Genomic DNA, 22,672 nt, shown 5'->3' with positions numbered 1-22,672 from the left:
CGTTTCCTGTGGCAAATGCAGTTATGGATCCGCTCTACCTTCTGCTATAATAAATATGTTTTTAAGAAAGCTGTCTAACTAAAAAAAGTCGTTTAAAAGTGGGAGAAAAGATAAAGAGATGATTGAGTTAAAAAAGATAAACGGTGATAACATAGATGAAGTCATCGCTCTTGAAGTTGGAGAAGAGCAGAAAGAATTGATTGAAACAAATAACCTCAGAAGCTTTGCGGATGCTCATATGTTTAACACAGACGGGATACCGGCCACTCCCCTTGCGATTTATGCAGATGAAGTGATCGTCGGATTTTTGATGTACATCTTTGATACATTGGATTATGAATCATTTGAACATGAAGTTTTTTACGGAGCTAAGAGCTATTTCATTTGGCATATTATGATAGATCAAAGTTTCCAGGGCAAAGGATATGGCAAACTGTCCTTTGAACAGTTGTTGAGGAATATTGAATCTATGCCAGATGGAAAAGCAGAATATGTTTCCCTCTTTTATCACACAAGTAATATAAAAGCGAAAACATTATACGCTTCACTTGGCTTCAAAGATACAGGCATCATTCAGGACAATTCGATGCTGGCAATTAAAAGGCTTTAAAATGATATTCCCTTACCGAAAAAACTCTTTCTTACTAAGTGAGAAGGGGTTTTTTCAAGTTTGGATAGCATACTCATAATCAGATGTTGAAAGCAAACTCTATACCACTGATCATTATTCTCCCCGGGAATTCCTCTTCCATTCGTATAATGACTGAAAAGCTTCACTGTTCCAGGCGCACTGATCTCTGTTTTATTGCCCGAAGGTACGATCTCAGTGCACTATACGGATGAGACCTGGGCAGCCTTGCGTGCTAAAGATAACTAGTTGGATGCAGGATGACCAGACCATTTGTATTGAAATTTCCTTACTCTTCCGGTTCAAGTTTTTTATCTGAATTAACTTCCAATAATTTTTTGATTAAAACACTATCAAGTGGAGAACCTATAATGGATTGGAGGTGTTAATCATGACGCATATCAAATTATTCGCCCTTAAGTTTATTGCGACTTTAGTTATTTTAGGTATTATCTTAGGTGCTGGTTTTGATGTAGCTTTCGGAAATGTATTGTGGATCACTATTGTATTAACTGCAGCAGCATATATCGTTGGTGATTTGTTAATTTTGTCTAAATCAAGCAACATGGTAGCCACTACTGCTGACTTTATCCTATCCTTTGCGGTCATTTATTTTATGACGGATGCCTTGACTATTGGAGATGGCGTTTTTATCGCTACGACCATATCAGCTATATCTCTGACCATCTTTGAGTACTTTTTCCACCAATCTGTCGCACGCAGTCTGGATCATGAAAAAGCAAAGAATCCTTCTGAAAATCAAAGAACCAATTCAACAACTCAATTGCAGGTTGAATCTTCAAATGAATTATTTCCATATGAAAAAGATGAGTGATCATTTTTAAATCAGACCAAGTTTAATAAATCAAAATTAAAAACGCTCAAAATCCTGAGCGTCTTTTCATGTACATGTTTATAGCGTAACCCCTCAACACATGAGAGTACTATCGTATGGTGTTAACCTGATTCCAAAAGCACAACCCTGTACTACTGATCATTATTTTCCCCGGGATTCCCTCTGCCATCCGCATGATTACTGACAAAATAAAGCGTATCCCCCTTAGACATGCACAAAAACTTATTAATGCGCCATTCAAATTAAAAAGAAGTGAAAGATTAAACGCCCTCTCACTTCTTTTCGAAACCGATATTCATTGATTCTGGTAATGACGCTTACTTTCCAGCTCTAACAGCCATTTCTTTCTAGCAGACCCTCCGGCATACCCGCCTGTTGAACCGTCACTGAGGATGACCCGGTGACATGGAATGATAAGTGCCAGCTGATTTGACCCATTAGCTCTCGCAACTGCACGTACAGCGGTTGGCTTTCCGATTTCACAAGCGATGTCAGTATAGGAGCGTGTTTCACCAGCCGGAATTTGCTTCAGCTTGTCCCATACCTTCAGTTGAAACGGCGTTCCGATCAATCTGACTGGTGTATGAAATTCAGTCAGCTCACCTTTGAAATACAGATCCAGTTCTCTCTCAATTGATTCAATGGGTCTTGTCTTTCCCGGAATAATTGCTGAACGGGTTTTGCTTCTGAGGACTTCAACTTCTTTTTCCAAACCGCGCCGGTCAACAAACTCTAGCAGGAGCAGAGCATCTTCATCTGCAATCGCGATCATCGGACCCAATCTCGTATCAATCCAGGATGCTTTAAGGATCTGATTGTCTTTAGCTGAAGCTGGCGCATCCCCCATAATCCTTGAGAATGCATCCCGGAAGCCGCTCCCTGATTCATAGCCTGTGCTCAGCTGGGCATCAATCATGGGCTTGCCCGCTCTGATTTCCTTCATCGCAATTCCCATTCGCCTTGCACGTGCATATTGAACAAAGGTCATCCCAAAGCGTTTCTTGAATTGCCGCCGCGCTGTTGATTCATCAACAGCCAGTTCCCGAAAGTCTTTCTCACGCCATTTTTTCTCCGGATTTTCTTCTACTGCCTGTACGAGTGTCTGAACAAGCTCAGATACCTGGTTCGGATGAGACAGCGGCGAGCATCTTCTGCAGGGACGGAATGAAGCCAGCAGTGCCTCTTCAGCTGTGTTATAAAACTCACAATTCTCAAACTTCGGCTTCCTTGCCGGGCAGGTCGGACGGCAAAAAACGCCGGTACTTTTCACGCCTACAAAGAATAATCCCTCGTATGCTGAATCCTTCTCAAGCAACGCTTTATAAAACTCCTGTTTTTTATCGTCAGTCATTCGCTGAACACCTCATTCCTTACGTATTCTTATCTCTATTATAATCAGAATAAAAACTTGCGCAGCCGGAAATCAGGCAGTGATTTTATTTTAATTTACCCCCAGTCATTGAGGCAGGGAATAAACTGTATAAGAAAGCCCCTCCTGACATGTTCAAGAGAGGCTTTGCGTTATTCCATCATTTGAATGGACAACTTCACGTTTGCGCTGCTTGAAATGCAACACTCACTCTTTGATCAAAGGAGCGATGCGGTCAATTCGATTTGTCCAAAGCCCGCCATCATAGTCCTCAGGTATACGCTGAAGGTCTGACTCCTGATCAAACCCTTCTGACCACTCACCCTCACCAGCTACAAGAATCACCCTGGTATTGACGCCTTCCATTCTATTTAAGAACTTACCCGGGTATCCCCAAATGTATGAGGCATACTTTTCCGGAAGATGAAGTTGAGTGTTTTTACAGGCGTCAGGTATATACCCCGTCCAACTGATTGCTTCATAAGATAGCAGGCAGCTTTTCAGCGTCTGTTTTGACATCACACGCAACTCAGGCAATTTCTCCTTTAAAGCCAGAACAGGTTCATCCCCGCCATATACAGATAAGTCAGCTTTCCTTTCCTCCGTGTACTCATCCAGATAGTCAGCTAATTGCTCACCTTCAGCCGGATCATTGCTTTTAATGTGAATTAAGAATTCTTTATCCGGAAAGTGTGTTAACACTTCATTCAACGTCGGCATCAATCCAATTCCTTTCCCTCGAAAAGGATATGTCTCTCCATTGTCCGCGGTATAACCATAGCCGACATCCAGCGCTTTAAGCTCTTCCATTGAATGGTCTCTTGTCGTCCCGGTTCCATCAGTTCTGCAATCAAGTGTCCAGTCATGAAAAACAGCGAATTCCCCATCTATCGTAGGGTGAATATCAATTTCCACTATATCTGCCCCTTCTTCAAAAGCTGCTTCCATCGAGGGAATTGTATTTTCCAGATAAGGGTGTTCAGGATCATAGATCATTTCTGCAGTGCACGTCTCTCCGGTTATCCCTTCCATCGGAAACGTTTGAGCCAGGCCTCTGTGAGCCAGTAATATTGGTTCCCCTTCTTCTTCCTGAACAAATAGCGAACTATTATTCAGATACATAAAAGCCGTTAGTAAAAGAATGAATACAATCATGAATTTAAAAACTTTTTTTACTTTCTTCATTCGAATGTCATTCCTTTATGTATGATTTAATTTTGCAACGTCACACTCGACCCTGATGATATTCTATCGTCTTTTATTTACATGTAGAAGGTCTCAGTCCACCTAACACACCCGGAGTCTAAAAAAAAACGCCCTTTCAAAAGGCGGTCATTATCATATCGCTCTCTACTCTTTCTCCAGAATAACCAGGGACGATACTATTGGCACCAACCCGACAGGACTCTGGGATACAACCTTCCATCCCTCTTCAAGCAGCTGATTTAACTCACTTACGTTATTCTTTTTATCGGATTGATAATGCACAGTGATTGCCTTTTGCATCATGGACCTCCCGTTACTTATAAGACATAGAATTTACTCGATTCATCTTCCATTAAAGGAGCTATTTTTGAAAATTTATGACAACATCATTTTATCATATAGAATATGGATTCTTAGAAATGTTCCCTGTGTCAGATACAATGCTCACACAATTCCACAGCTAATATGATCTCAGCACCCGCTTTTCACCCTAGCTTACAAGTTTTTAGTGAAAGATCAGCGCATTTTAAAGAGTGAATTTTTAATTCCTAGTTGACAGATAGGAATTATTGTTGTTAAATACCAGTAATAGTAAGAGCGACTAAATAAATTTTAAAATCAGCAGAAGTTCAGATTCAGGAAGGAGAATATCATGAAGGAAGCATATCAGGTCATCCCAGGCGCAGAAGCTTTTTACTATGAAGGCAGTGAGATCGGCATACTGCTATGTCACGGATTTATCGGAACCCCTCAAAGCGTGGAATACATAGGGAAAGCTTTTGCCAGAGAGGGTTATACCGTCTCAGCACCAAGACTTACAGGCCACGGCACGCATGCTAAAGATCTGGAACACTGTACATTTTCCGACTGGTTTTCAAGCCTTGAAAAAGCCTACCTGGATCTGAAAGCGCGCTGCACAACCGTATATGTCATCGGACAATCCATGGGTGGCACACTAACGTTAGACCTTGCCAGCCGTTATCAGGATATTGATGGCATTCTATTAATTAACCCTGCCATTCACGTTCCGGCAATGGCTCACTATCATCACCTGGCGCCGACTCATTTTATAAAAGAAGGCGCGCCCGATATTAAGGATCCGAACGTCACAGAGATCACTTACCCGGAAGTGCCCGCTTTTGCCTATCAGCAACTACTAACTTACATGGATGTTGTGAAAAAGAGACTGCCCTTAGTCAAAACACCAATCACATGCTTCCAATCCACCATTGATCATGTGGTACCGCCTGAAAACACAAACTACATCCTTCAATCTGTTCAATCAGAACTGAAGTCAAAGCATGTACTGGACAACTCCTATCACGTGGCTTCTATGGATTATGATAAAGAAAAGATCATCAGGGAATCTCTCCGGTTTATTCAGCATCAGTCTGCAGCAAGCCATTTAAAAAAGGTCAGCCTGTAATCGGCTGACCTTTTTAGCATGCTATTTCTTCATATGTTTTTCAAACCAGCCAAACGCAACCTCCGCCTGGATCATTTCATGATTCGGCGACACAAGAAAGATAATGAATGACCCCCCAGGTGGAAAGATGAATTTCCCATCTTCATCACTGGTCAAAGTGCTTTGCGGCGGCACAATCCTCCTGAATGCCATGACCCCCTTTTTCGGAAACCCTTTCACACAATCAGCGTACTCGATTTTTACTTTCGGCTCTGGCAGCGGACAAATGGTTGTGTTCGCAGGCGTTACATTTTTCGAAATCTGCGGCTTCCCGGGAGTGATAGGATTAAACCAGATTTCAGCTTCAAAGGGTTGAGTCGAATGATTGGTGATCGTAAACGCATTTACAAATAAATCGACATCAGATGTTGATGGATTCACCAGACCTCCCCACGCATTCTTTCCTTTTCCCAGCCGAAGATGTTCCGTCTGTCCGACAAAATATCTCCCCTGTAAGGATTGATACAGCGGGTTAGGAATATTCACCACTTTTTTTAGGTGATCATCATGGAACGATGACATGAAATTTGCCTCCCTTTTAGAGAATGCTCTTCATATTAAGCTATTCAGGAGGTGAGGCTGGGGTGTTCAAATTGTTTGTCATGAACCACACATCATTTGCTTTCTGGTTAAAGTTAACAGTACGATAAGAGAAGGTTCATAATACATTTCAATGGAGGAATTCAGATGAAGTATACAGTGATCACAGGCGCAAGCTCAGGAATTGGCTACGAAGCTGCACTCGCTTTCGCATCACGGGATAAAAACCTGATTCTCGTGGCAAGACGTGAAGCCGAGCTCAACAATCTGAAAGAGAAAATCCAAAGTATGAACGCTGATCTGGACGTCATCATTAGACCGACAGACCTTTCTGAAAGCGAACAGGTTCATGCGTTATATGAGAGTCTCAAAGAATACGATATTGAAACCTTTGTTAACAACGCCGGCTTCGGGAATAGTGCCGCAGTTGCTGAGCAAGATGTAACGAAAATTGAAAAAATGCTCCGTGTAAACGTTGAAGCACTCACTACCCTATCAACACTATACGCACACGATTATGCTGACCGCGATGGTGCGCAGCTTATCAATGTATCATCTGACTTGGGCTACAGAATCGTGCCAAACGCAGTTACATATGCTGCGACCAAATTTTACGTAAGTGCATTCACAGAAGGACTTGCCCAGGAGCTTCAGGATAACGGAGCTGCCCTGAAAGTGAAAATCCTGGCACCTTCCATGACAGAAACCGAATTCGTCAAAACAGCACGGGAGATTGATGAGTTCAGCTACAGTGAGAACGTACAGAAATTCCATACGGCTAAAGAGATGGCTGGGTTTATGCTGGAGCTTTATGATAGTGAACAGGTGCTTGGGAAGGTGAATAGTGAGAGTTATGCGTTTGAGTTGATGGGACCGGTTTTTGGGTATACTTCGAGGAAGAAAGCGGACTGATCTGTACGGTTTGAAATAGTTCAGGTTTTTAACAAGGACGTGATAGCATGCAGGGTTATAACGTATTAATGATTTATAACAAAGAGATGGATAAGTTATTAATGTGTGAACGGCTGAAGGATCCCTATAAAGGGTTAAGCAATTTAGTAGGTGGCAAAATTGAAAATGGTGAGCCAGGTATAGAAGCCGCTTATAGAGAGCTTCTTGAAGAGACCAATATATCTAATAAAGATATTACTCTTCATCATGTAATGGATTTCGCCTACCATATCCAAAATTGTTACGTTGAAGTTTATGCAGGTAGATTGAATAGAGATGTAGCTGTGACTGGTGATGAAAATATACTTTACTGGTCTGATTTAGACCGTAACTTTTTTGATATGTCCTTATATGCCGGAGAAGGAAATATTGGTCATATGATCGAGCAGGTGGAGTTGGTTAAAGAGAGACTCTTCTCTGATAAAGACTCTCTTGTATAAGGTTTTTTAAAAGTGTTCCCTGTGTCAAATACAGCTCCTGCACGATTTCGTTGAATTAAGTTGTGTGGGAATTATGTTATACACAGGGTCATAATTTTGTAATAACAAATTTTAGATGCTTAACAATGACTCAAACTACTAGCTACACCTACACCTGCTAAAACCAGAATTGAAATTGTATGGAGCACCACACGACGAACATGATTTGTCAGATTTATCTGTTTCTTTCGGACGTAACCCTTTGCTAATGATGTTTTTTCTTGTCTCTAAGTATTCTTTTGCACGCAATTCCCTTAGCTTTTCCTCTTGTTTTATAAGAATATCCTGCTGTGAATGTCCTTTTTTTGCACTGTTATTAGCCCGTTTCTCTCTTTCATATATTTGTCTTTTAAGATGAGGTATTCCACCTTGGATTTTTTTTATTTCTTTTGTTATTTTTCTCTTTTTTAGTTTATCTGTCTCGTTACTTAAATCCCTTTTCAACTGGCTGATTTTTTTATATAGAGTAATTAACTGCTCATTGTCAGTGTTCATCATCCGTTTCTTCTTCACCATAGCTCTCCTTAGAAAAAAACTATTTTTAATCGAACTAAATAAATTCCTTTATTATTAATAATACCGCTTTCTAACTTTCAATCGTTTATTAAACCTCAAAATATGTTGTCAAAATACAGTGTATGACATTTTTAATTTTAGATAAATCATTTAAACAAAGTAAAACTCCCTCCCACCAAGTGAGAGAGAGTCCTTTCTGAACGGTTGATGATTTACATCATGCCGCCCATACCGCCCATATCAGGCATTCCGCCGCCAGCATTCTCTTCTGGAATGTCTGCTACGACAGCTTCTGTTGTTAGGAACATTGCTGCTACTGATGCAGCGTTTTGAAGTGCTGAGCGTGTAACCTTAGTTGGATCCACGATACCAGCTTCGATCATGTTAACCCATTCGCCGTTAGCAGCATTGAAGCCTACGCCGACTTCTTCTTTCTTCAGGCGGTCAACGATGATAGAGCCTTCAAGGCCTGCGTTGTGTGCGATTTGGCGGATTGGCTCTTCAAGTGCACGAAGCACGATGTTGATACCAGTTGCCACGTCGTCTTCTGCTTCAATTGAAGCGACTTTGTTGTATACATTTACAAGGGCTGTACCACCACCAGATACGATACCTTCTTCAACAGCTGCGCGCGTTGAGTTCAGTGCATCTTCAATGCGGAGTTTACGCTCTTTCAGTTCAGTTTCAGTTGCAGCACCAACTTTGATAACTGCTACGCCGCCTGCAAGCTTCGCAAGGCGTTCCTGAAGTTTTTCTTTATCAAATTCAGAAGTTGATTCTTCGATTTGAGAACGGATTTGTGCAACGCGTCCGCCGATTTGCTCAGCGTTTCCTGCGCCTTCAACAACTGTTGTGTTTTCTTTTGTAACAACAACTTTCGCTGCGCGTCCAAGCTGTGAAATGTTTGCAGACTTCAGATCAAGCCCAAGGTCTTCAGTGATCACTTCACCGCCAGTAAGGATTGACAGGTCTTCAAGCATTGCTTTACGACGGTCGCCGAATCCTGGTGCTTTCACAGCTACTGCGTTGAACGTTCCGCGAAGCTTATTCACAACAAGTGTTGCAAGTGCTTCACCTTCAACGTCTTCAGCAACGATTAGAAGCGGCTTGTTCTGCTGTACAACCTGCTCAAGCACAGGAAGTACTTCCTGAATGCTGCCGATCTTCTTGTCAGTGATCAGGATATATGGATTTTCAAGTACTGCTTCCATTTTGTCAGAGTCAGTCACCATGTATGGAGATGCGTATCCGCGGTCGAACTGCATACCTTCTACAACGTCAAGCTCTGTTGTGAAGCCTTTTGATTCTTCAATTGTGATAACGCCGTCGTTTCCAACGCGCTCCATAGCTTCAGCGATCAGCTGGCCAACTTCTTCGTCAGCTGCTGAGATTGCTGCAACCTGTGCGATTGAATCTTTGCCTTCGATTGGCTTAGAGATTGCTTTCAGTTCTTCAAGTGCAGACTGAACCGCTTTTTCGATCCCTTTACGTACGCCAACAGGGTTAGCACCAGCTGTTACGTTTTTCAGACCTTCACGGATCATTGCCTGTGCAAGAACCGTTGCAGTTGTTGTACCGTCACCAGCGATTTCGTTTGTCTTGCTTGCTACTTCAGCTACAAGCTTTGCACCCATGTTTTCAAATGCATCTTCAAGCTCGATTTCTTTAGCAATCGTTACACCGTCATTTGTAATCAGCGGTGAGCCGAATTTCTTTTCAAGAACAACGTTACGTCCTTTTGGTCCAAGTGTTACCTTTACTGCATCAGCAAGCTGATCAACACCGCGAAGCATTGAGCGGCGTGCTTCTTCACTAAATTTAATTTCTTTAGCCATTTGTAAGGTTCCTCCCAGAATGTAATATGATTTTAAAACTTATGTGTTTTTAATGATTGAATTAGTTTACGACAGCCAGAATATCACTTTCGCGAAGGATAAGGTATTCTGTGCCCTGGTATTTCACTTCTGTTCCAGCGTATTTAGAGAAGATGATACGGTCATCAACAGATACTTCAAGCTCAACACGCTCACCGTTTTCTAGCACACGTCCTGTACCTACGGCAACGATCTTACCTTCCTGCGGCTTTTCTTTCGCACTATCCGGAAGTACAATCCCGCTTGATGTTTTCTCCTCAGACTCAACCAGCTCAATTACTACGCGATCACCTAATGGTTTTAACAAGTGAAACAACCTCCTTGAATTATGTTCATTCTTTATTAGCACTCTGTATATCTGAGTGCTAACACAAGTATTAGTTTAAATAATTCCAGTTGTTTTTGCAAGTGTGATGGGCTTAAATTTTTTAAAAAATTTGTTTATAGTAACCGCTGTCTCTTTCCGTGGAGGACTTCGCTTTCCGCGGCCGCGCGCTGAGCCTCCTCAAGCTTCGCTCTCCGGGGTCTCAGCTGTCGCTTCTATGCCGCAGGAGTCTACGTCCTCCACTACAAGAGCCAGCTGAGTTGGATGAAGATATTATGTAATACTCACTAAGTTGAAAAGTCACACCCCCTTTTAATATGTAGACTTGTCCAGTTTTATGAATGTATCGTGTGATGAATACTCTTCAGCTGTCCTTCGGAGTGCAGGACGAAGACTCCCGCCCCGGAAAAGGGACAGGTGAGACTCAGCATGCGAAGCGTGAAGAGGCTCACCGCCCGGGGGCAGGAAAGCGAAGTCCTGCACGGAGAAGGACAGCGGTTTTCAAAAGCACATCCTCCACACCCTATTCACAAAATGTCTACTTAATACGTCTGACATCGTAGCTATCAATTGAAGGTGGTGTAGTTCAATAGTAGAATAAACAGAACGAATCTATTTCAAAGGAGTATGATTGTGAACCGCACCTTTCTCATTATATTAATCACATACGTGGCTATGCAGCTTTCCACATTTATCGCTGTACCACTCGCATTATTTATCAGCGGAATGGTCAGCGACAGTGAGCCTGCCGTGCTGCTGTATTCAATATCGGGCTACTGGATCTTTATCAGCTTTACAATTGCGCTGATCATTATTTTACTGATCATGAATAAAAATAAAGGCGTCATGGATCTGCCGGGTAAAAAGGCAAGTCCGGGGATGGCGGCGCTGTGGTCATTTATCGGGATCTTCCTGGCATTCTTCAGTCAGGCGATTGCAGTCGGCATTGAGACGCTGATCGGGATTGACCCGGGATCACAAAATACAGCTGACATCATCAGCCTGCTGTCATATGTCCCGCTCGCTGCAGTAGCGGTCGCGGTCATTGGACCAATTTTAGAGGAAATTGTCTTCCGTGGCGTGATCTTCGGCTGGTTCTACCGTAAGTATAATTTCTTTATCTCAGGACTGATCAGTGCGCTGATCTTCGCGGTGATTCACTTTGACTTCACACATATTCTGATATATGCGGCAATGGGCTATGCATTCGCATTTCTTTATGCATATACTAAACGAATCATCGTTCCAATCATCGCACATATGGCGATCAACACATTTGTCGTGATGACCCAGTTCTTCTTTGCTGACGAGATTCAGCGTATGATTGAACTGAATGAAGCAGTCTTCGTACTGTGGCGCTTTGCAATAGGAGGAATTTTGTAAATGAAATCTCCATTAGGACACGGTGTCTTCTATCTAATACTTGGGGTATTTTTCGTCTACTTCGCTGTAAATAGCGTAAACGAAAACGGCTGGGGCTTCTTCGCCTACCTGTTTGTTGCGTTTGCAACGTATGATATCGGGGCAGGCTTGAGGCTGATTGGACTCCACTTTAAGATTAAGAAGCATATGAAGGATAAGAAGTAGCGGCTTTGGGCCGCTGCTTTTTTGTTTTGGGTTGGGGGATTGTGGCGGGACCGGGGCGTGGCTAAGGGCAAAAAGCGCGGTTCGGACGTAGGTACAATTACACTTTTCTACGAACCACCCTGTTTTTTCTGAGAAGGTGTCCGTTTTTTCTCCGAACATGGCTGATGATTCTAAGAACCTTGATGGTTTTTCTACGAACAATACTCATTTTTCTAAGAACCACACGTGCAGGCGACCACCATGGTCATCATAAACTTCATTCACCACACCGGAGAGCAGTACAATGACACGATTTCCTGAACCATCAGCCAAATCTTCGGAACGTCCTATGTAATTTCCTGAACGCCCATGAAAATGTCATGAACCTCACCTGAAATCTCCTGAACGCCCACCATAATCTCCTGAACCACACCCAAACCAACCCCCAAAAAAAGAAAACAGCAGGAATCACTCCCCGCTGTTCTCCTTCATTGCTGCTTTTTTCGCAAGTTCGCGGTCGATCCGCTCTCTGCGTTCCTGTTCTTCTAGCTCACGCTGCTCGGCTTCTGCTTTTTGTGCTTTCTTATAACCGATTTTCGCAATCCACAGGCTGATTTCGTATAAGAGAATCAGCGGTACGGTTACGATCATGTGTGAGAAGATGTCCGGCGGTGTCACAAAGGCTGCGACGACGAGCAGTCCGAAGTATGCGTACTTACGGATGCTTGCCAGAAACATTGGTGTGACGATCCCCAGTCTTGTGATAAATAACATGATCACCGGCAGCTGGAATAAGAAGCCGAACGGGATTGTCATTTGGAATAAGAACTGGAAGAATTCGTTGATCCCGATGACCTGTTCAATCTCCAGGTTGTTCGACAGGTTCATCATGAAACGGACAACGAATGGGAATAGAATAAAATATGCAAACGCAAGGCCTGCTAAAAACAGAATGACTGAAGCAGGGATATAACTGAGTGTTACCTTCCGCTCTCTGTCATGCAGACCCGGACTGATAAACGCCCAAAGCTGATACAGTATAACTGGTGCCGTCATGATCAACGCAGTGAACATGATAATCTGGAAATAGATCTTTACAGGATCCGTTACCCGGAATGCATTCAATGTCATTTGCGCGGCTTCGTCTGAAGACTGGAGGAATTTCATCAGCGGCTCTGCTAAGAAGAAGCCTCCTACCATCGAAATGACAAAGAAAACGACTACAATGATGAGTCGTTTTCTTATTTCACCTATATGTTCATGGACGGTCATATCTTGCTGGTTCATATGGCCACCATCCCGTAATTATTGCTGTTTTTCGTCTTTCTTTGTGTCTTTTACATCATCATCGTCATCTGCAAGTCCTTTTGTTGCATCCTTGAATTCACGAAGGGTGCTGCCTGCTGCTTTCCCTAGCTCCGGCAGTTTTTTAGGACCAAAAATTAATAATGCAACGACTGCGATCACGGCAAGGCTGATTCCACCTGGTAACATGATGCATGCACCTCCTCTTTCTTCTCTTATCATAAAATAAATTAAGCATTTTGGCTATTCTATATTTCTTCTAATTGTGACGTTTCTACGTCTTCTGTTCCATAATTCTTCAGGAAATAAATGAGTGACTGAAGCTCAACGGCAAGATCAATATGATGGATCCTCATATGCTCAGGCACAGACAGCCTTGCAGGTGTGAAATTCAGAATGCCTTTTACCTTCAGATCAATCAGGCGGTCAGTGATTCCCTGTGCAGGACCGGCCGGCACAGTCAGGATCGCGACTTCAATGTTGCTCTCCCTCACCTTTTCCTCCAGATCATCCATCGCATACACAGGCACTTCACCAATCGAAGTCCCAGCCTTTTTAGGATCGGCGTCAAACGCCATTTCAATCTTCGTGTTGTTGTTCTTCAGGAAATTATAATGTAAAAACGCAGTACCCAGATTTCCGACACCAATCAGTATAACCTTTGTGGTCTCATCCTGATCAAGTGTTTTTCGGAAAAAGGACAGCAGATACTCAACATTATACCCATAACCCTTTTTGCCTAGTGCACCAAAATAAGAAAAATCACGTCTGATTGTTGCTGAATCCACCTTTACAGCATCGCTCAGCTCTTTCGAAGAAACACGCTGCTTTCCTGATGAATGCAGGTTCTTCAGAAAACGGTAGTAAAGCGGCAGCCGCTTCGCCGTTGCCTGAGGAATCTTCATTTGTTCCTGACTCATTCCTGTACTCCCCCTAAATCCAACAGTGCCATAGACACCGCATGTAAAGTGAAGCTGTGAACGCTTCCAAATCTATATGTTGTTGATGGTTCTAATGCGGATGATCTCCGTGCAGGACTGCACCCTGATCACACTTCGAAACCGCTGACCCTTTCCGCAGAGGGCTGCGCTTTCCTGCCCCCGGGCGGTGAGCCTCCTCATGCTTCGCATGCTGAGTCTCACCTGACCCTTCCTGGGCGGGAGTCTCCGCCCTCTGCTCCAAGGGTCAGCTGAGAGAGTAAATCTAATTTCGTATAGGTTTACTCTCTCATTTATCAAACTATAATGTAGGTCTTTGTGGTGAAGTTGTCTCTATTTTTAAAGCGTTGAGCGTAGCGTAAGGCGGCGACTCCAGCGGGATGTGACGGACAGCTGAGACCCCGCAGGCGAAGCCGAGGAGGCTCAGCGTCGTCCCGCGGAAAGCATCCGCCTGAAGCGCAGCTCAACAACCACTTATATAAGAACAATCTTTCACAACAAATTCCTTTTAAATACAATCCAAGTCCCTATTGTATCATACACCATTAAGGTATCCGCTTGCAAAGTATGCAAGTTTTTTCACAATGACAGTTCGTTGCTTATCATCGCGCTGGTGCGATACACTTAAAGGTAGAAAAATGAGGTGAACAGCGAATGATTTTATTACAGGTCAATAACCTCTCCAAGTCATTTGGCGCTGAGGAGATTATTGCGAATATAAAGCTTGAAGTCCAGACGAAGGACCGGATTGCGCTTGTCGGCCGGAATGGTGCCGGGAAGTCCACCCTTTTAAAGATTATCGCGGGTCAGCTTTCACATGATGACGGTGATATTAATAAGCCAAAAGGTGTGTGGATCGGCTACCTGGAGCAGCACAGCGGACTTGAATCCGAGCTGTCAATCTGGGAAGAAATGATGACTGTATTTGATTACTTAAAGGATATGGAAAAACGTTTGCGTGAAGCCGAGCAGCAGATGGCAGATCCGGACGTTTATGAAAATGCAGAACGCTATAACCGCGTAATGACTGAATATGATGAGCTGCAAGTGCAGTTCAAAGATGCCGGTGGTTATCAATATGAAGCGGATATCAGAACCGTGCTCCACGGCCTGCGCTTTCAGTCGTTTGATTATGACACGCCGATTTCTACACTGAGCGGCGGTCAGAAAACCCGTCTTGCTCTGGGTAAATTGCTATTAACCAAGCCTGACGTCATGATCCTCGATGAGCCGACCAACCACCTGGACATTGATACGCTCAGCTGGCTTGAGTCTTATCTGCAGGGTTACCCAGGGGCAATTTTAATTGTCTCGCATGACCGCTATTTTTTAGATAAAATCGTCAATCAGGTTGTGGAGATCTCACGTAAGCGCTCGAAGAAGTTCCACGGCAACTACAGCCGCTATCTGGATCAGAAGGCGCTTGATTATGAGCGCGAGATGAAGGAATTTGAAAAGCAGCAGGAAGAGATTGCGAAGATGGAAGACTTTGTCGCGCGAAACCTTGCGCGGGCTTCGACGACGAAAATGGCACAAAGCCGCCGTAAAAAGCTGCAGAAAATGGACAGAATGGATCGTCCAAAAGGTGATGAGAAATCAGCAAGCTTCGGCTTCTCCATTGACCGGCAAAGCGGGAACGACGTCCTGAAGCTGCAGGATCTCTCAGTCGGCTATGATGCCCCTGTTTCGCAAAACATCAATGCAGCCATCACGCGTGAGGACAGTATCGCACTGATCGGTCCTAACGGTGTTGGGAAGTCCACCCTTTTAAAAACGATTGTGAAAAAGCTGCCGGCGCTTGCGGGACAGATTCAATACGGATCAAATGTCAGCATCGGCTACTACGACCAGCAGCAGGCAGAACTGCATTCTAATAAAACAGTGTTAAATGAGCTCTGGGATGATTATCCGATGAAAAATGAAAAGGATATCCGTACGGTGCTTGGCAACTTCCTCTTTTCGGGGGATGACGTTCTGAAGCCGGTTTCGACGCTTAGCGGTGGCGAGAAAGCTCGTCTTGCGCTTGCCAAGCTGATGATGCAGAAATCGAATCTGCTGATTTTAGATGAGCCGACCAACCACCTGGATCTCGACAGCAAAGAGATTTTGGAGAATGCGCTGATCGACTACCCGGGCACGATCCTGTTTGTATCGCACGACCGTTATTTTATCAATAGACTTGCGACTAAGGTGCTGGAGCTTTCTGCTGACGGCAGCACGGAATATCTTGGTGACTATGACTACTATATGGAAAAGCTGAGTGAGATTGCTGAGCTGGCGGCGATTGAAGAACGTGAGCGCCTGGAGAAAGCGCCGGCTGCAGAAAAGCCGACGGATAAATCAGCCTTTGCGCTGGATAAGGAAAAGCAGAAGGCTGAGCGGAAAAAGCGCAGACGCCTTGAAGAAATTGAGCTTTTGATCACGGAGCTTGAAGGGACGATTGAAGAGCATGAGAATCTGCTGTGTGACCCTGAGATTTTCCAGGATCATGAGCGTGTGATGGAGTCAAATCAGGCCATTGATCAGGCAAAAGCTGAGATGGATCAGCTGCTTGAGGAGTGGGCTGAGCTGGAAGAGGAATTGAGTGAGTGAGTGAGTGATTGTTTGGCAGGGATCCTTTTGGGGTTCCTGTTTTTTGTTGGCTGTTGGTTGGTTCAGGAGATTATGGCGGGTGTTCCGGAGATTTGGCGTGTGGTTCATGAGATTACCACGGATGTTCAGGAGATTACTCGTGTCGTTCAGGACATTTCGCATGTGGTTCCGGAGATTGTGTCATTTTACCCAGTCCGCGCCTTCATTAGACTTCTATACTTTGCCGGTTGGGGTGGTTCATAGAAACCCAAGGCATGTTCGGAGAAAAACACCTCTGGTTCGTAGAAAAACACCTCTGGTTCGTAGAAAAACATCCCATGTTCAAAGAATAAACGACCTTGTTCAGAGAAAAACCGCTGCAGTTCGCAGAAAAGTGTGATTTGACCTACGCACGCGCCAGCAAAATTTTGCCAAACATTTCACAAACTAAAACCCCCACCCCACCCAATTTCTCTTCAAATCCCGCTCATTCTCCCCCATCCTTCCATTTCCGAAATATCAGGCAATTGTGAATAACTTTTCGCTTATATTTGTGTGAAAATTGCAAATCAAATATGTATATAATGTGAACGCAGTGTAACAGAATGATGACAATGCACAGAGTTATGCACACTACGCACAGCGTTTTCATGCTTTTCAACAGAGTTATACACATTACCCACAGGGTTGTACACAATTATTAACATTATCCACATAAAACGACACGCCGAGTTATATACAACCTTTTTCATACTTACCCACAGCTTATCCACAGAAAAACTCAGCTTTTTCACAGCTGAGTTTGGCTTCTCATGGATTTTGTTCCTCTTGCCCAGAAGATCATCGGGATTAAAATTAATGATAATAATCCGCCTCCGAGTGATAGAATTGAAAAACTGGATGCGCCGACGACCATTCCTGAGAGTGCACCGCCTGCCGCTCCGGATAATGCGATAAAGACATCCACTGTCCCTTGCGTTTTTGCCCGTACTGAAGGGTGTGTGGCATCTACGATTGTTGCGGTTCCGCTGATCAGGCCGAAGTTCCAGCCGAGCCCAAGTAACATCAGCGCAATAATCATTCCTGTCAGCGACTCTCCCGGCGCAACTGCACCGACTACACCAGCCGCCAGCAGTGTTATGCCTGAAGCTGCTGCCATAAATGTCCGTCCAAGCTTATCAACCAGCACACCTGTAATTAACGAAGGCAGATACATCGCGGCAATATGGAGTCCGATGACTAATCCGACTGCACTGAGTTCATGCCCATGGTTCCCCATGTGTACAGGCGTCATCGTCATCACTGCTACCATCACAATCTGTGTCAGCACCATGACGACTGCTCCTGTAATGACGCCCCTTCTTTTCAGACCGGAAACGTCAAACTGATCAACTGGCGCTGACTCCTCTTTTACTGAGTCGGAGAATGCCCTCGCAATTAATAGTGGATCAGGCTTTAACATGATTAGTAATACGATTCCTGCTGCAATATAAGCTGCCGCAGCTAAAATAAACGGGCCGCCAAGCGCCGGTACTCCGATCGATTCAGCGAACCTGCCCATGACACCAACCAGATTCGGTCCGGCTACCGCACCAAGCGTCGTTGATACCATCGCAATACTGACAGCTGTCGCACGCTGCTGATCATTCGCAAGATCCGTTCCTGCATAACGTGCCTGCAGGTTGGTTGCTGTTCCTGCACCGTAAATTAATAAGGAAATCAATAATAGCGGCACACTCTCCCATACGGCAGCTCCGACAACACCAAGTGCTCCGATTCCACCAGTGATAAAGCCTGTTCCAAGTCCAATACGCCTTCCTGCTTTTTGAGACAGCCTTCCGACCAATAGCGCCGCTCCTGCAGAACCAAGTGTGAAAAGCGCAACCGGCAGACCTGCATAGCTGTCAGTTCCAAGCATATCCTGAGCAAGAAGCGCACCAACTGTAATTCCGGCAGCAAGCCCCGCTCCACCGAAGATCTGCGAAAGTACAACCACCCACAGCGTTCTTTTATAAAGCTGCGTACGCTTTTCTTCACTATCTATGTAGACTTGAATGTCTCTTTCCATGGCTTACATCTCCGTTTCATCCATCATTACTTGTATTGTACGCCCCGGGGTTTATTTAATCAAAGGGAGGTTGAAGATAACCGAAAAAATTTCGAGCTTTTCAATCACCTTTTAAAATTTAAGCTATGTTAAAGATCATTGATGTTTCTGCACAGCTGGTGATTGTAGCGGAAGGGGGCGACTCCTGCGGCAGGAAGGGACGTGTGAGACCTGGCATGGCGAAGCCTGCGGGCTCACCGCCCGGCCGCGGAAAGCGTCCCCCTGAAGCGGAAATCAACAGCCAACTTTAACAAAGCGAAAATTTAAAGGAATTAAATTCCTATTGATGATACACTTACCTTATAAATTTCCCCATAAAATAGTTCTCAGAAAGGAGAATGACCATTAAAAAGTTTTGGTTATCACTCATATTCGGCATGGTGATTGGTGTGCTCATTTCTCTCCTTATATACCCTGATGACCCGCTGTTTTTTCAGTATAGCGCTGAATATCCCGGTGCTTCGATGATGATTAATGAAATGGATTTCAATATGCTGTTTAACTATCTTGTCGTGATTTTTATATCTGTTTTAGTGATTTTTTCAGCCTGGACAATATTTGAAAAGCGGATGACAAAGCATGAATAGTTCACTCACTATATATTGCTCCCAGGGGGTTAAATCATGTCATATATCTCATTTTTTATAGGACTTTTACTAAGTATCTTAAGCTTATTTATCTACCTTGCGCCTGGAATACATTTTTTCTGGGAGGTCTTTATTTTAGTGGGAAATGCATTTCCAATCATCGCGATTACAGGGATCCTTTTCGGTGCACTCCATATTGCGGGCAGAAGGAAAAGTCACAGTGCTTTTACAAAACTCTTATTGCCTTCACTCATAGGTATTGCCCTGTGTACGATTAACATTGGAATGTATTATTTCATTTGGAATGTCAATTCATGAATCGAAAAAAAGGACGCCTGCCTCTGCAGACGTCCCTTCTTTATAACATCAACCCCGGATTCGCATTCAAATCCAAAGCAGACCTTTTCCCCTGCTCATACAACACAGTACCGGCAGCCGCAATCATCGCCGCGTTATCCGTACAAAGTGACAGCGGTGGAATGATCAGCTCAAGATCCTCTCTCTCATCAAACATCTCAGTAAGCCGTGTACGCAAGCCCTTATTCGCCGCAACGCCACCTGCGAGTAACAGCTGCTTCACGCCATACTCTTCAACTGCGCGCTTCGTTTTCTCTGTCAGTACCTCTACTACGCTCTCCTGAAAGCTTGCAGCTAGGTCTTTCACGTCAATCTCCTCACCGCGCTGCTCTGCATTATGGAGCGTATTAATCACTGCAGACTTCAATCCGCTAAAGCTGAAATCATATGAGCCTTCCTCAAGCCACGCTCTCGGAAGCTTCACTGAAGGCGTTCCCTCATGCGCGAGCTTATCAATATGCGGGCCACCCGGATAAGGCAGTCCAAGCGTTCTCGCCACTTTATCATAAGCCTCACCCGCAGCATCATCACGCGTCTCACCAATCACTTCAAAAGAACCGTGTTCCTTCATTAATACAAGCTCCGTATGTCCGCCTGACACCACAAGCGATAGGAGCGGAAACTTCATTTCTTCTATTAAACGGTTCGCATAAATATGTCCCGCAATGTGATGCACACCAATCAAAGGCTTCTGATGCGCAAACGCAATTGCTTTTGCTGCATTCACACCAATAATCAGTGCACCAACCAGTCCAGGTCCCTCAGTCACAGCAATTGCATCAATCTCATCCATCGTGACCTCAGCCTGCTCCAATGCTTCCTCCACCACAATCGTCATCTGCTCAACGTGGTGACGTGAAGCAATCTCAGGTACCACACCGCCAAAACGCTTATGACTTTCAATCTGTGAAGCCACTACATTCGATACAATGTCCGTTCCATTTCTCACAACAGATGCAGCAGTCTCATCACAGCTCGTCTCAATGCCCAAAATCAGTGTCTCACTGCTCATTTAACTTCACCCACATGACTAATGCATCCTCTCCATTATCTGAATAATAATTTTTCCTGATACCGCCTCTTGAAAAACCAAGCTTTTCATAAAGGGACTGTGCGATATGATTACTGACTCTGACCTCAAGTGTCATCATCTTTACCCCTTCATCGCGCAGCATATCCATCACTTTTACCATCAGCTTCTCGCCAAGCTTTCTGCCTCTCAGCTCAGGTACAACGGCCACATTCGTAATATGCGCCTCATCCATCACAAGCCACAGCCCACAATAGCCAGCAACCGTACCATCCACCTCAAGCAGCAGATACTTCGCAAACTGATTAATCGTCATCTCATTCTCAAATGCTTCACGGCTCCACGGCGCACTGAATGAAGCCATCTCAACCGCAAGCACATCATCTATATCCCCATAGGTCATCCAGCGAAAGCGGATCTCATCCATTCTTTCTTTCCTGCTCTTTCAGCCAGTTTGCCTCCGCTTCTGCAAGGCGGATATAATTCGGCACAAACCCGTGCGCGTCCTCATCCGGCAATCCTTCAGCATGCTTCGCCATCACAGCGGCACGCGGATACGCCTCGTCTTCAGACACCCGGTAAGCACGCTCACCAAGCACCGACTGGATCTCTTCCCAGAACACATCCACATCAGCACCGGCGAACAACACATTCTCTTCGCGCGTAGCTAAATGTGCGAGCCAGTCACTCATCGCCAGATTGCGATCCTCAGCAAGCGTCTGCCAGCCATCACGATACTCATAAAGCCCCGTGTACACATTGCCTCTCCGCGCATTCATCAGTGGTACAACGACCCCATCAAAATACTTTCCTGGCCATGCAAGACCAAGCAGACTCGACACACCCACAATCGGAATCTTCAAAGACCAGGCAAGCGTCTTCGCAAGCGTCACGCCAATTCTGACACCTGTATAAGATCCCGGTCCCTTCGCCACAACAATCCGTCCAAGTGAAGCAGGTGCCACATCAAGTGAAGCAAGCAGCTCCTCAACCGCACTCATCGCCTGCAGCGAATGATTTCTCTTTATATTAATCAGCTTCTCACCCATCACTGCCCCGTCCTTCATGACAGCAAGAGATAACGGCTGATTCGACGTATCAATTGCAAGTACAATCATCCTAAAATCTCCTCACATAACGATTCATAACGTTCGCCCCGCGGCACAAGCTCAAACCTTCTCGACGCCTCATCTATATAATAAATAAACAGTTCAAGACGCTCTTCAGGCAGCTGATCCGCAATCAAATGCGCCCACTCAACCACACAAACGCCCTCACCATTAAAATACTCATCAAACCCAAGGTCCTCAAACTCATCCTCCACACGATACACATCCATATGGTAAAGCGGCAGTCTCCCCTGGTATTCCTTCATAATTGTAAAAGTCGGGCTGTTAACCGTACGCTTAATCTCAAGACCCTTTGCCAGCCCTTTTGTAAATGTGGTCTTCCCCGCACCAAGGTCACCCTCTAGCGTCAGCACATCTCCAGCCGTTAATAGCGCGCCAAGCTTTTCCGCAAAAGCAGATGTCTCCTCAGAAGAAGAAGATCTCCATTCGTATGTCTTCAATTCATTCACCCCGTTATGCTATAAGATCAAATAACATTGTGTAGGTTATAACCAGATATAAAAACTCAATCCAGCTGTTGATTGTAGTGGAGGACGGAGACTCCTGCGGCAGGAAAGGACACGTGAGACCCCGAAAATGCGCAGCATTAAGGGGGCTCACTGTCCGGCCGCGGAAAGCGCAGTCCTCCACGGAAATCAACAGCGGTCATTGCACAATCTTTTTAAACCTATACTTTATCAATAAAAAAGACTCACCCACGCGGAGTCAGTCTGTCAGTTTCATCTATCATCAATAGTTTACACGAAAAAGTGTCTTCTTTAAACAAAAAAATAACCATGACCAGTGTCATGGAAACTAAATGGCGGTCCCGACCGGGATCGAACCGGCGATCTCCTGCGTGACAGGCAGGCATGTTAACCGCTACACCACGG

At 44.6% G+C, this 22,672-nt stretch carries 24 protein-coding genes; 9 read left to right on the top strand and 15 right to left on the bottom strand.

The window, feature by feature from the left end; translation table 11 throughout:
* Positions 1–118 precede the first annotated feature (118 nt).
* Both UFB30_RS10130 and UFB30_RS10125 read left to right on the top strand, forming a co-directional pair.
* Positions 119–610: a GNAT family N-acetyltransferase gene (locus UFB30_RS10130; protein WP_322421576.1), complete on the top strand. Its 492-nt coding sequence runs from the start codon at positions 119–121 to the stop codon at positions 608–610.
* A gap of 409 nt (positions 611–1,019) precedes the next feature.
* Positions 1,020–1,463: a YndM family protein gene (locus UFB30_RS10125; protein WP_322421575.1), complete on the top strand. Its 444-nt coding sequence runs from the start codon at positions 1,020–1,022 to the stop codon at positions 1,461–1,463.
* A gap of 316 nt (positions 1,464–1,779) precedes the next feature.
* On the opposite strand, the gene UFB30_RS10120 is transcribed toward UFB30_RS10125, so the two are convergent.
* The 3 genes from UFB30_RS10120 to UFB30_RS10110 form a co-directional block, all read right to left on the bottom strand.
* On the bottom strand, positions 1,780–2,835 hold the full coding sequence (locus UFB30_RS10120; protein WP_322421574.1) for a bifunctional transcriptional activator/DNA repair enzyme AdaA: 1,056 nt from the start codon (positions 2,833–2,835) through the stop codon (positions 1,780–1,782).
* A gap of 225 nt (positions 2,836–3,060) precedes the next feature.
* Positions 3,061–4,038: a glycerophosphodiester phosphodiesterase family protein gene (locus UFB30_RS10115; RefSeq protein ID WP_322421573.1), complete on the bottom strand. Its 978-nt coding sequence runs from the start codon at positions 4,036–4,038 to the stop codon at positions 3,061–3,063.
* A 165-nt stretch (positions 4,039–4,203) separates the two neighbouring features.
* Positions 4,204–4,359: a hypothetical protein gene (locus UFB30_RS10110; protein ID WP_322421572.1), complete on the bottom strand. Its 156-nt coding sequence runs from the start codon at positions 4,357–4,359 to the stop codon at positions 4,204–4,206.
* 352 nt (positions 4,360–4,711) lie between these two features.
* On the opposite strand from UFB30_RS10110, the gene UFB30_RS10105 reads away from it, so the two are divergent.
* Positions 4,712–5,485 (top strand): alpha/beta hydrolase, encoded by a 774-nt coding sequence (locus tag UFB30_RS10105; protein WP_322421571.1) that lies wholly within the window; start codon positions 4,712–4,714, stop codon positions 5,483–5,485.
* 21 nt (positions 5,486–5,506) lie between these two features.
* On the opposite strand, the gene UFB30_RS10100 is transcribed toward UFB30_RS10105, so the two are convergent.
* Positions 5,507–6,046: a DUF6143 family protein gene (locus UFB30_RS10100; RefSeq protein WP_322421570.1), complete on the bottom strand. Its 540-nt coding sequence runs from the start codon at positions 6,044–6,046 to the stop codon at positions 5,507–5,509.
* Positions 6,047–6,211: 165 nt separating this feature from the next.
* Between UFB30_RS10100 and UFB30_RS10095 the strand changes: the two genes are divergently transcribed.
* Positions 6,212–6,976, top strand: a complete 765-nt coding sequence (locus UFB30_RS10095) for an SDR family NAD(P)-dependent oxidoreductase (RefSeq protein ID WP_322421569.1) — start codon at positions 6,212–6,214, stop codon at positions 6,974–6,976.
* 47 nt (positions 6,977–7,023) lie between these two features.
* A complete protein-coding gene (locus tag UFB30_RS10090; protein ID WP_322421568.1) occupies positions 7,024–7,455 on the top strand; it encodes an NUDIX hydrolase in 432 nt (143 codons plus the stop codon).
* A gap of 138 nt (positions 7,456–7,593) precedes the next feature.
* Here UFB30_RS10090 and UFB30_RS10085 read toward each other — a convergent pair whose 3' ends face one another.
* From UFB30_RS10085 to groES, 3 genes are all read right to left on the bottom strand, one after another.
* Positions 7,594–8,007: a hypothetical protein gene (locus tag UFB30_RS10085; RefSeq protein ID WP_322421567.1), complete on the bottom strand. Its 414-nt coding sequence runs from the start codon at positions 8,005–8,007 to the stop codon at positions 7,594–7,596.
* A gap of 215 nt (positions 8,008–8,222) precedes the next feature.
* Positions 8,223–9,845, bottom strand: coding sequence for a chaperonin GroEL (gene groL / locus UFB30_RS10080; RefSeq protein WP_322421566.1), 1,623 nt, complete (start codon positions 9,843–9,845; stop codon positions 8,223–8,225).
* A gap of 61 nt (positions 9,846–9,906) precedes the next feature.
* Positions 9,907–10,191 (bottom strand): co-chaperone GroES, encoded by a 285-nt coding sequence (gene groES, locus UFB30_RS10075; RefSeq protein WP_322421565.1) that lies wholly within the window; start codon positions 10,189–10,191, stop codon positions 9,907–9,909.
* A gap of 651 nt (positions 10,192–10,842) precedes the next feature.
* Between groES and UFB30_RS10070 the strand changes: the two genes are divergently transcribed.
* Both UFB30_RS10070 and UFB30_RS10065 read left to right on the top strand, forming a co-directional pair.
* Entirely contained in the window at positions 10,843–11,592 is a 750-nt protein-coding gene (locus tag UFB30_RS10070) for a CPBP family intramembrane glutamic endopeptidase (protein ID WP_322421564.1), read from the top strand.
* A complete protein-coding gene (locus tag UFB30_RS10065; protein WP_322421563.1) occupies positions 11,593–11,796 on the top strand; it encodes a YdiK family protein in 204 nt (67 codons plus the stop codon).
* A gap of 447 nt (positions 11,797–12,243) precedes the next feature.
* Here the strand turns inward: UFB30_RS10065 and tatC are convergent, their stop codons facing one another.
* From tatC to UFB30_RS10050, 3 genes are read right to left on the bottom strand one after another with little or no spacing between them, the layout of a single operon-like run.
* Positions 12,244–13,062, bottom strand: coding sequence for a twin-arginine translocase subunit TatC (tatC, locus tag UFB30_RS10060; protein ID WP_322421562.1), 819 nt, complete (start codon positions 13,060–13,062; stop codon positions 12,244–12,246).
* Between the two features lie 18 nt (positions 13,063–13,080).
* A complete protein-coding gene (locus UFB30_RS10055) occupies positions 13,081–13,269 on the bottom strand; it encodes a twin-arginine translocase TatA/TatE family subunit (protein WP_322421561.1) in 189 nt (62 codons plus the stop codon).
* A 59-nt stretch (positions 13,270–13,328) separates the two neighbouring features.
* Positions 13,329–14,000 (bottom strand): redox-sensing transcriptional repressor Rex, encoded by a 672-nt coding sequence (locus tag UFB30_RS10050; RefSeq protein WP_322421560.1) that lies wholly within the window; start codon positions 13,998–14,000, stop codon positions 13,329–13,331.
* A gap of 672 nt (positions 14,001–14,672) precedes the next feature.
* On the opposite strand from UFB30_RS10050, the gene UFB30_RS10045 reads away from it, so the two are divergent.
* Entirely contained in the window at positions 14,673–16,610 is a 1,938-nt protein-coding gene (locus UFB30_RS10045) for an ABC-F family ATP-binding cassette domain-containing protein (RefSeq protein ID WP_322421559.1), read from the top strand.
* Positions 16,611–17,379: 769 nt separating this feature from the next.
* On the opposite strand, the gene UFB30_RS10040 is transcribed toward UFB30_RS10045, so the two are convergent.
* Positions 17,380–18,657: an MFS transporter gene (locus UFB30_RS10040; RefSeq protein WP_322421558.1), complete on the bottom strand. Its 1,278-nt coding sequence runs from the start codon at positions 18,655–18,657 to the stop codon at positions 17,380–17,382.
* A 377-nt stretch (positions 18,658–19,034) separates the two neighbouring features.
* On the opposite strand from UFB30_RS10040, the gene UFB30_RS10035 reads away from it, so the two are divergent.
* A complete protein-coding gene (locus UFB30_RS10035; protein WP_322421557.1) occupies positions 19,035–19,283 on the top strand; it encodes a hypothetical protein in 249 nt (82 codons plus the stop codon).
* 358 nt (positions 19,284–19,641) lie between these two features.
* On the opposite strand, the gene tsaD is transcribed toward UFB30_RS10035, so the two are convergent.
* From tsaD to tsaE, 4 genes are read right to left on the bottom strand one after another with little or no spacing between them, the layout of a single operon-like run.
* Positions 19,642–20,652: a tRNA (adenosine(37)-N6)-threonylcarbamoyltransferase complex transferase subunit TsaD gene (gene tsaD / locus UFB30_RS10030; RefSeq protein WP_322421556.1), complete on the bottom strand. Its 1,011-nt coding sequence runs from the start codon at positions 20,650–20,652 to the stop codon at positions 19,642–19,644.
* Positions 20,642–21,097: a ribosomal protein S18-alanine N-acetyltransferase gene (rimI, locus tag UFB30_RS10025; protein ID WP_322421555.1), complete on the bottom strand. Its 456-nt coding sequence runs from the start codon at positions 21,095–21,097 to the stop codon at positions 20,642–20,644. The genes tsaD and rimI overlap by 11 nt, the downstream gene beginning before the upstream one ends.
* Entirely contained in the window at positions 21,090–21,788 is a 699-nt protein-coding gene (gene tsaB, locus UFB30_RS10020; protein ID WP_322421554.1) for a tRNA (adenosine(37)-N6)-threonylcarbamoyltransferase complex dimerization subunit type 1 TsaB, read from the bottom strand. The genes rimI and tsaB overlap by 8 nt, the downstream gene beginning before the upstream one ends.
* A complete protein-coding gene (gene tsaE, locus UFB30_RS10015) occupies positions 21,785–22,240 on the bottom strand; it encodes a tRNA (adenosine(37)-N6)-threonylcarbamoyltransferase complex ATPase subunit type 1 TsaE (RefSeq protein WP_322421553.1) in 456 nt (151 codons plus the stop codon). The genes tsaB and tsaE overlap by 4 nt, the downstream gene beginning before the upstream one ends.
* Between the last annotated feature and the right edge of the window lie 432 nt (positions 22,241–22,672).

It is taken from the genome of Jeotgalibacillus haloalkalitolerans (assembly GCF_034427455.1).
Classification (GTDB): Bacteria; Bacillota; Bacilli; order Bacillales; family Jeotgalibacillaceae; genus Jeotgalibacillus; species Jeotgalibacillus haloalkalitolerans.
Note: the sequence above shows the minus strand (reverse complement) of the source record. Positions and strands in the feature narration are given on the sequence as shown.

Bases quoted from the DNA above. Each gene is read 5' to 3' on its own strand.
- UFB30_RS10120 (WP_322421574.1), bottom strand. From the start codon at position 2,835: ATGACTGACGATAAAAAACAGGAGTTTTATAAAGCGTTGCTTGAGAAG.
- UFB30_RS10125 (WP_322421575.1), top strand. From the start codon at position 1,020: ATGACGCATATCAAATTATTCGCCCTTAAGTTTATTGCGACTTTAGTT.
- UFB30_RS10090 (WP_322421568.1), top strand. From the start codon at position 7,024: ATGCAGGGTTATAACGTATTAATGATTTATAACAAAGAGATGGATAAG.
- groL (WP_322421566.1), bottom strand. From the start codon at position 9,845: ATGGCTAAAGAAATTAAATTTAGTGAAGAAGCACGCCGCTCAATGCTT.
- tatC (WP_322421562.1), bottom strand. From the start codon at position 13,062: ATGAACCAGCAAGATATGACCGTCCATGAACATATAGGTGAAATAAGA.
- UFB30_RS10105 (WP_322421571.1), top strand. From the start codon at position 4,712: ATGAAGGAAGCATATCAGGTCATCCCAGGCGCAGAAGCTTTTTACTAT.
- UFB30_RS10095 (WP_322421569.1), top strand. From the start codon at position 6,212: ATGAAGTATACAGTGATCACAGGCGCAAGCTCAGGAATTGGCTACGAA.
- UFB30_RS10055 (WP_322421561.1), bottom strand. From the start codon at position 13,269: ATGTTACCAGGTGGAATCAGCCTTGCCGTGATCGCAGTCGTTGCATTA.
- UFB30_RS10040 (WP_322421558.1), bottom strand. From the start codon at position 18,657: ATGGAAAGAGACATTCAAGTCTACATAGATAGTGAAGAAAAGCGTACG.
- UFB30_RS10050 (WP_322421560.1), bottom strand. From the start codon at position 14,000: ATGAGTCAGGAACAAATGAAGATTCCTCAGGCAACGGCGAAGCGGCTG.
- UFB30_RS10110 (WP_322421572.1), bottom strand. From the start codon at position 4,359: ATGCAAAAGGCAATCACTGTGCATTATCAATCCGATAAAAAGAATAAC.
- UFB30_RS10115 (WP_322421573.1), bottom strand. From the start codon at position 4,038: ATGAAGAAAGTAAAAAAAGTTTTTAAATTCATGATTGTATTCATTCTT.
- tsaD (WP_322421556.1), bottom strand. From the start codon at position 20,652: ATGAGCAGTGAGACACTGATTTTGGGCATTGAGACGAGCTGTGATGAG.
- tsaB (WP_322421554.1), bottom strand. From the start codon at position 21,788: ATGATTGTACTTGCAATTGATACGTCGAATCAGCCGTTATCTCTTGCT.
- UFB30_RS10035 (WP_322421557.1), top strand. From the start codon at position 19,035: ATGACCATTAAAAAGTTTTGGTTATCACTCATATTCGGCATGGTGATT.
- UFB30_RS10100 (WP_322421570.1), bottom strand. From the start codon at position 6,046: ATGTCATCGTTCCATGATGATCACCTAAAAAAAGTGGTGAATATTCCT.
- UFB30_RS10045 (WP_322421559.1), top strand. From the start codon at position 14,673: ATGATTTTATTACAGGTCAATAACCTCTCCAAGTCATTTGGCGCTGAG.
- UFB30_RS10130 (WP_322421576.1), top strand. From the start codon at position 119: ATGATTGAGTTAAAAAAGATAAACGGTGATAACATAGATGAAGTCATC.
- UFB30_RS10065 (WP_322421563.1), top strand. From the start codon at position 11,593: ATGAAATCTCCATTAGGACACGGTGTCTTCTATCTAATACTTGGGGTA.
- rimI (WP_322421555.1), bottom strand. From the start codon at position 21,097: ATGGATGAGATCCGCTTTCGCTGGATGACCTATGGGGATATAGATGAT.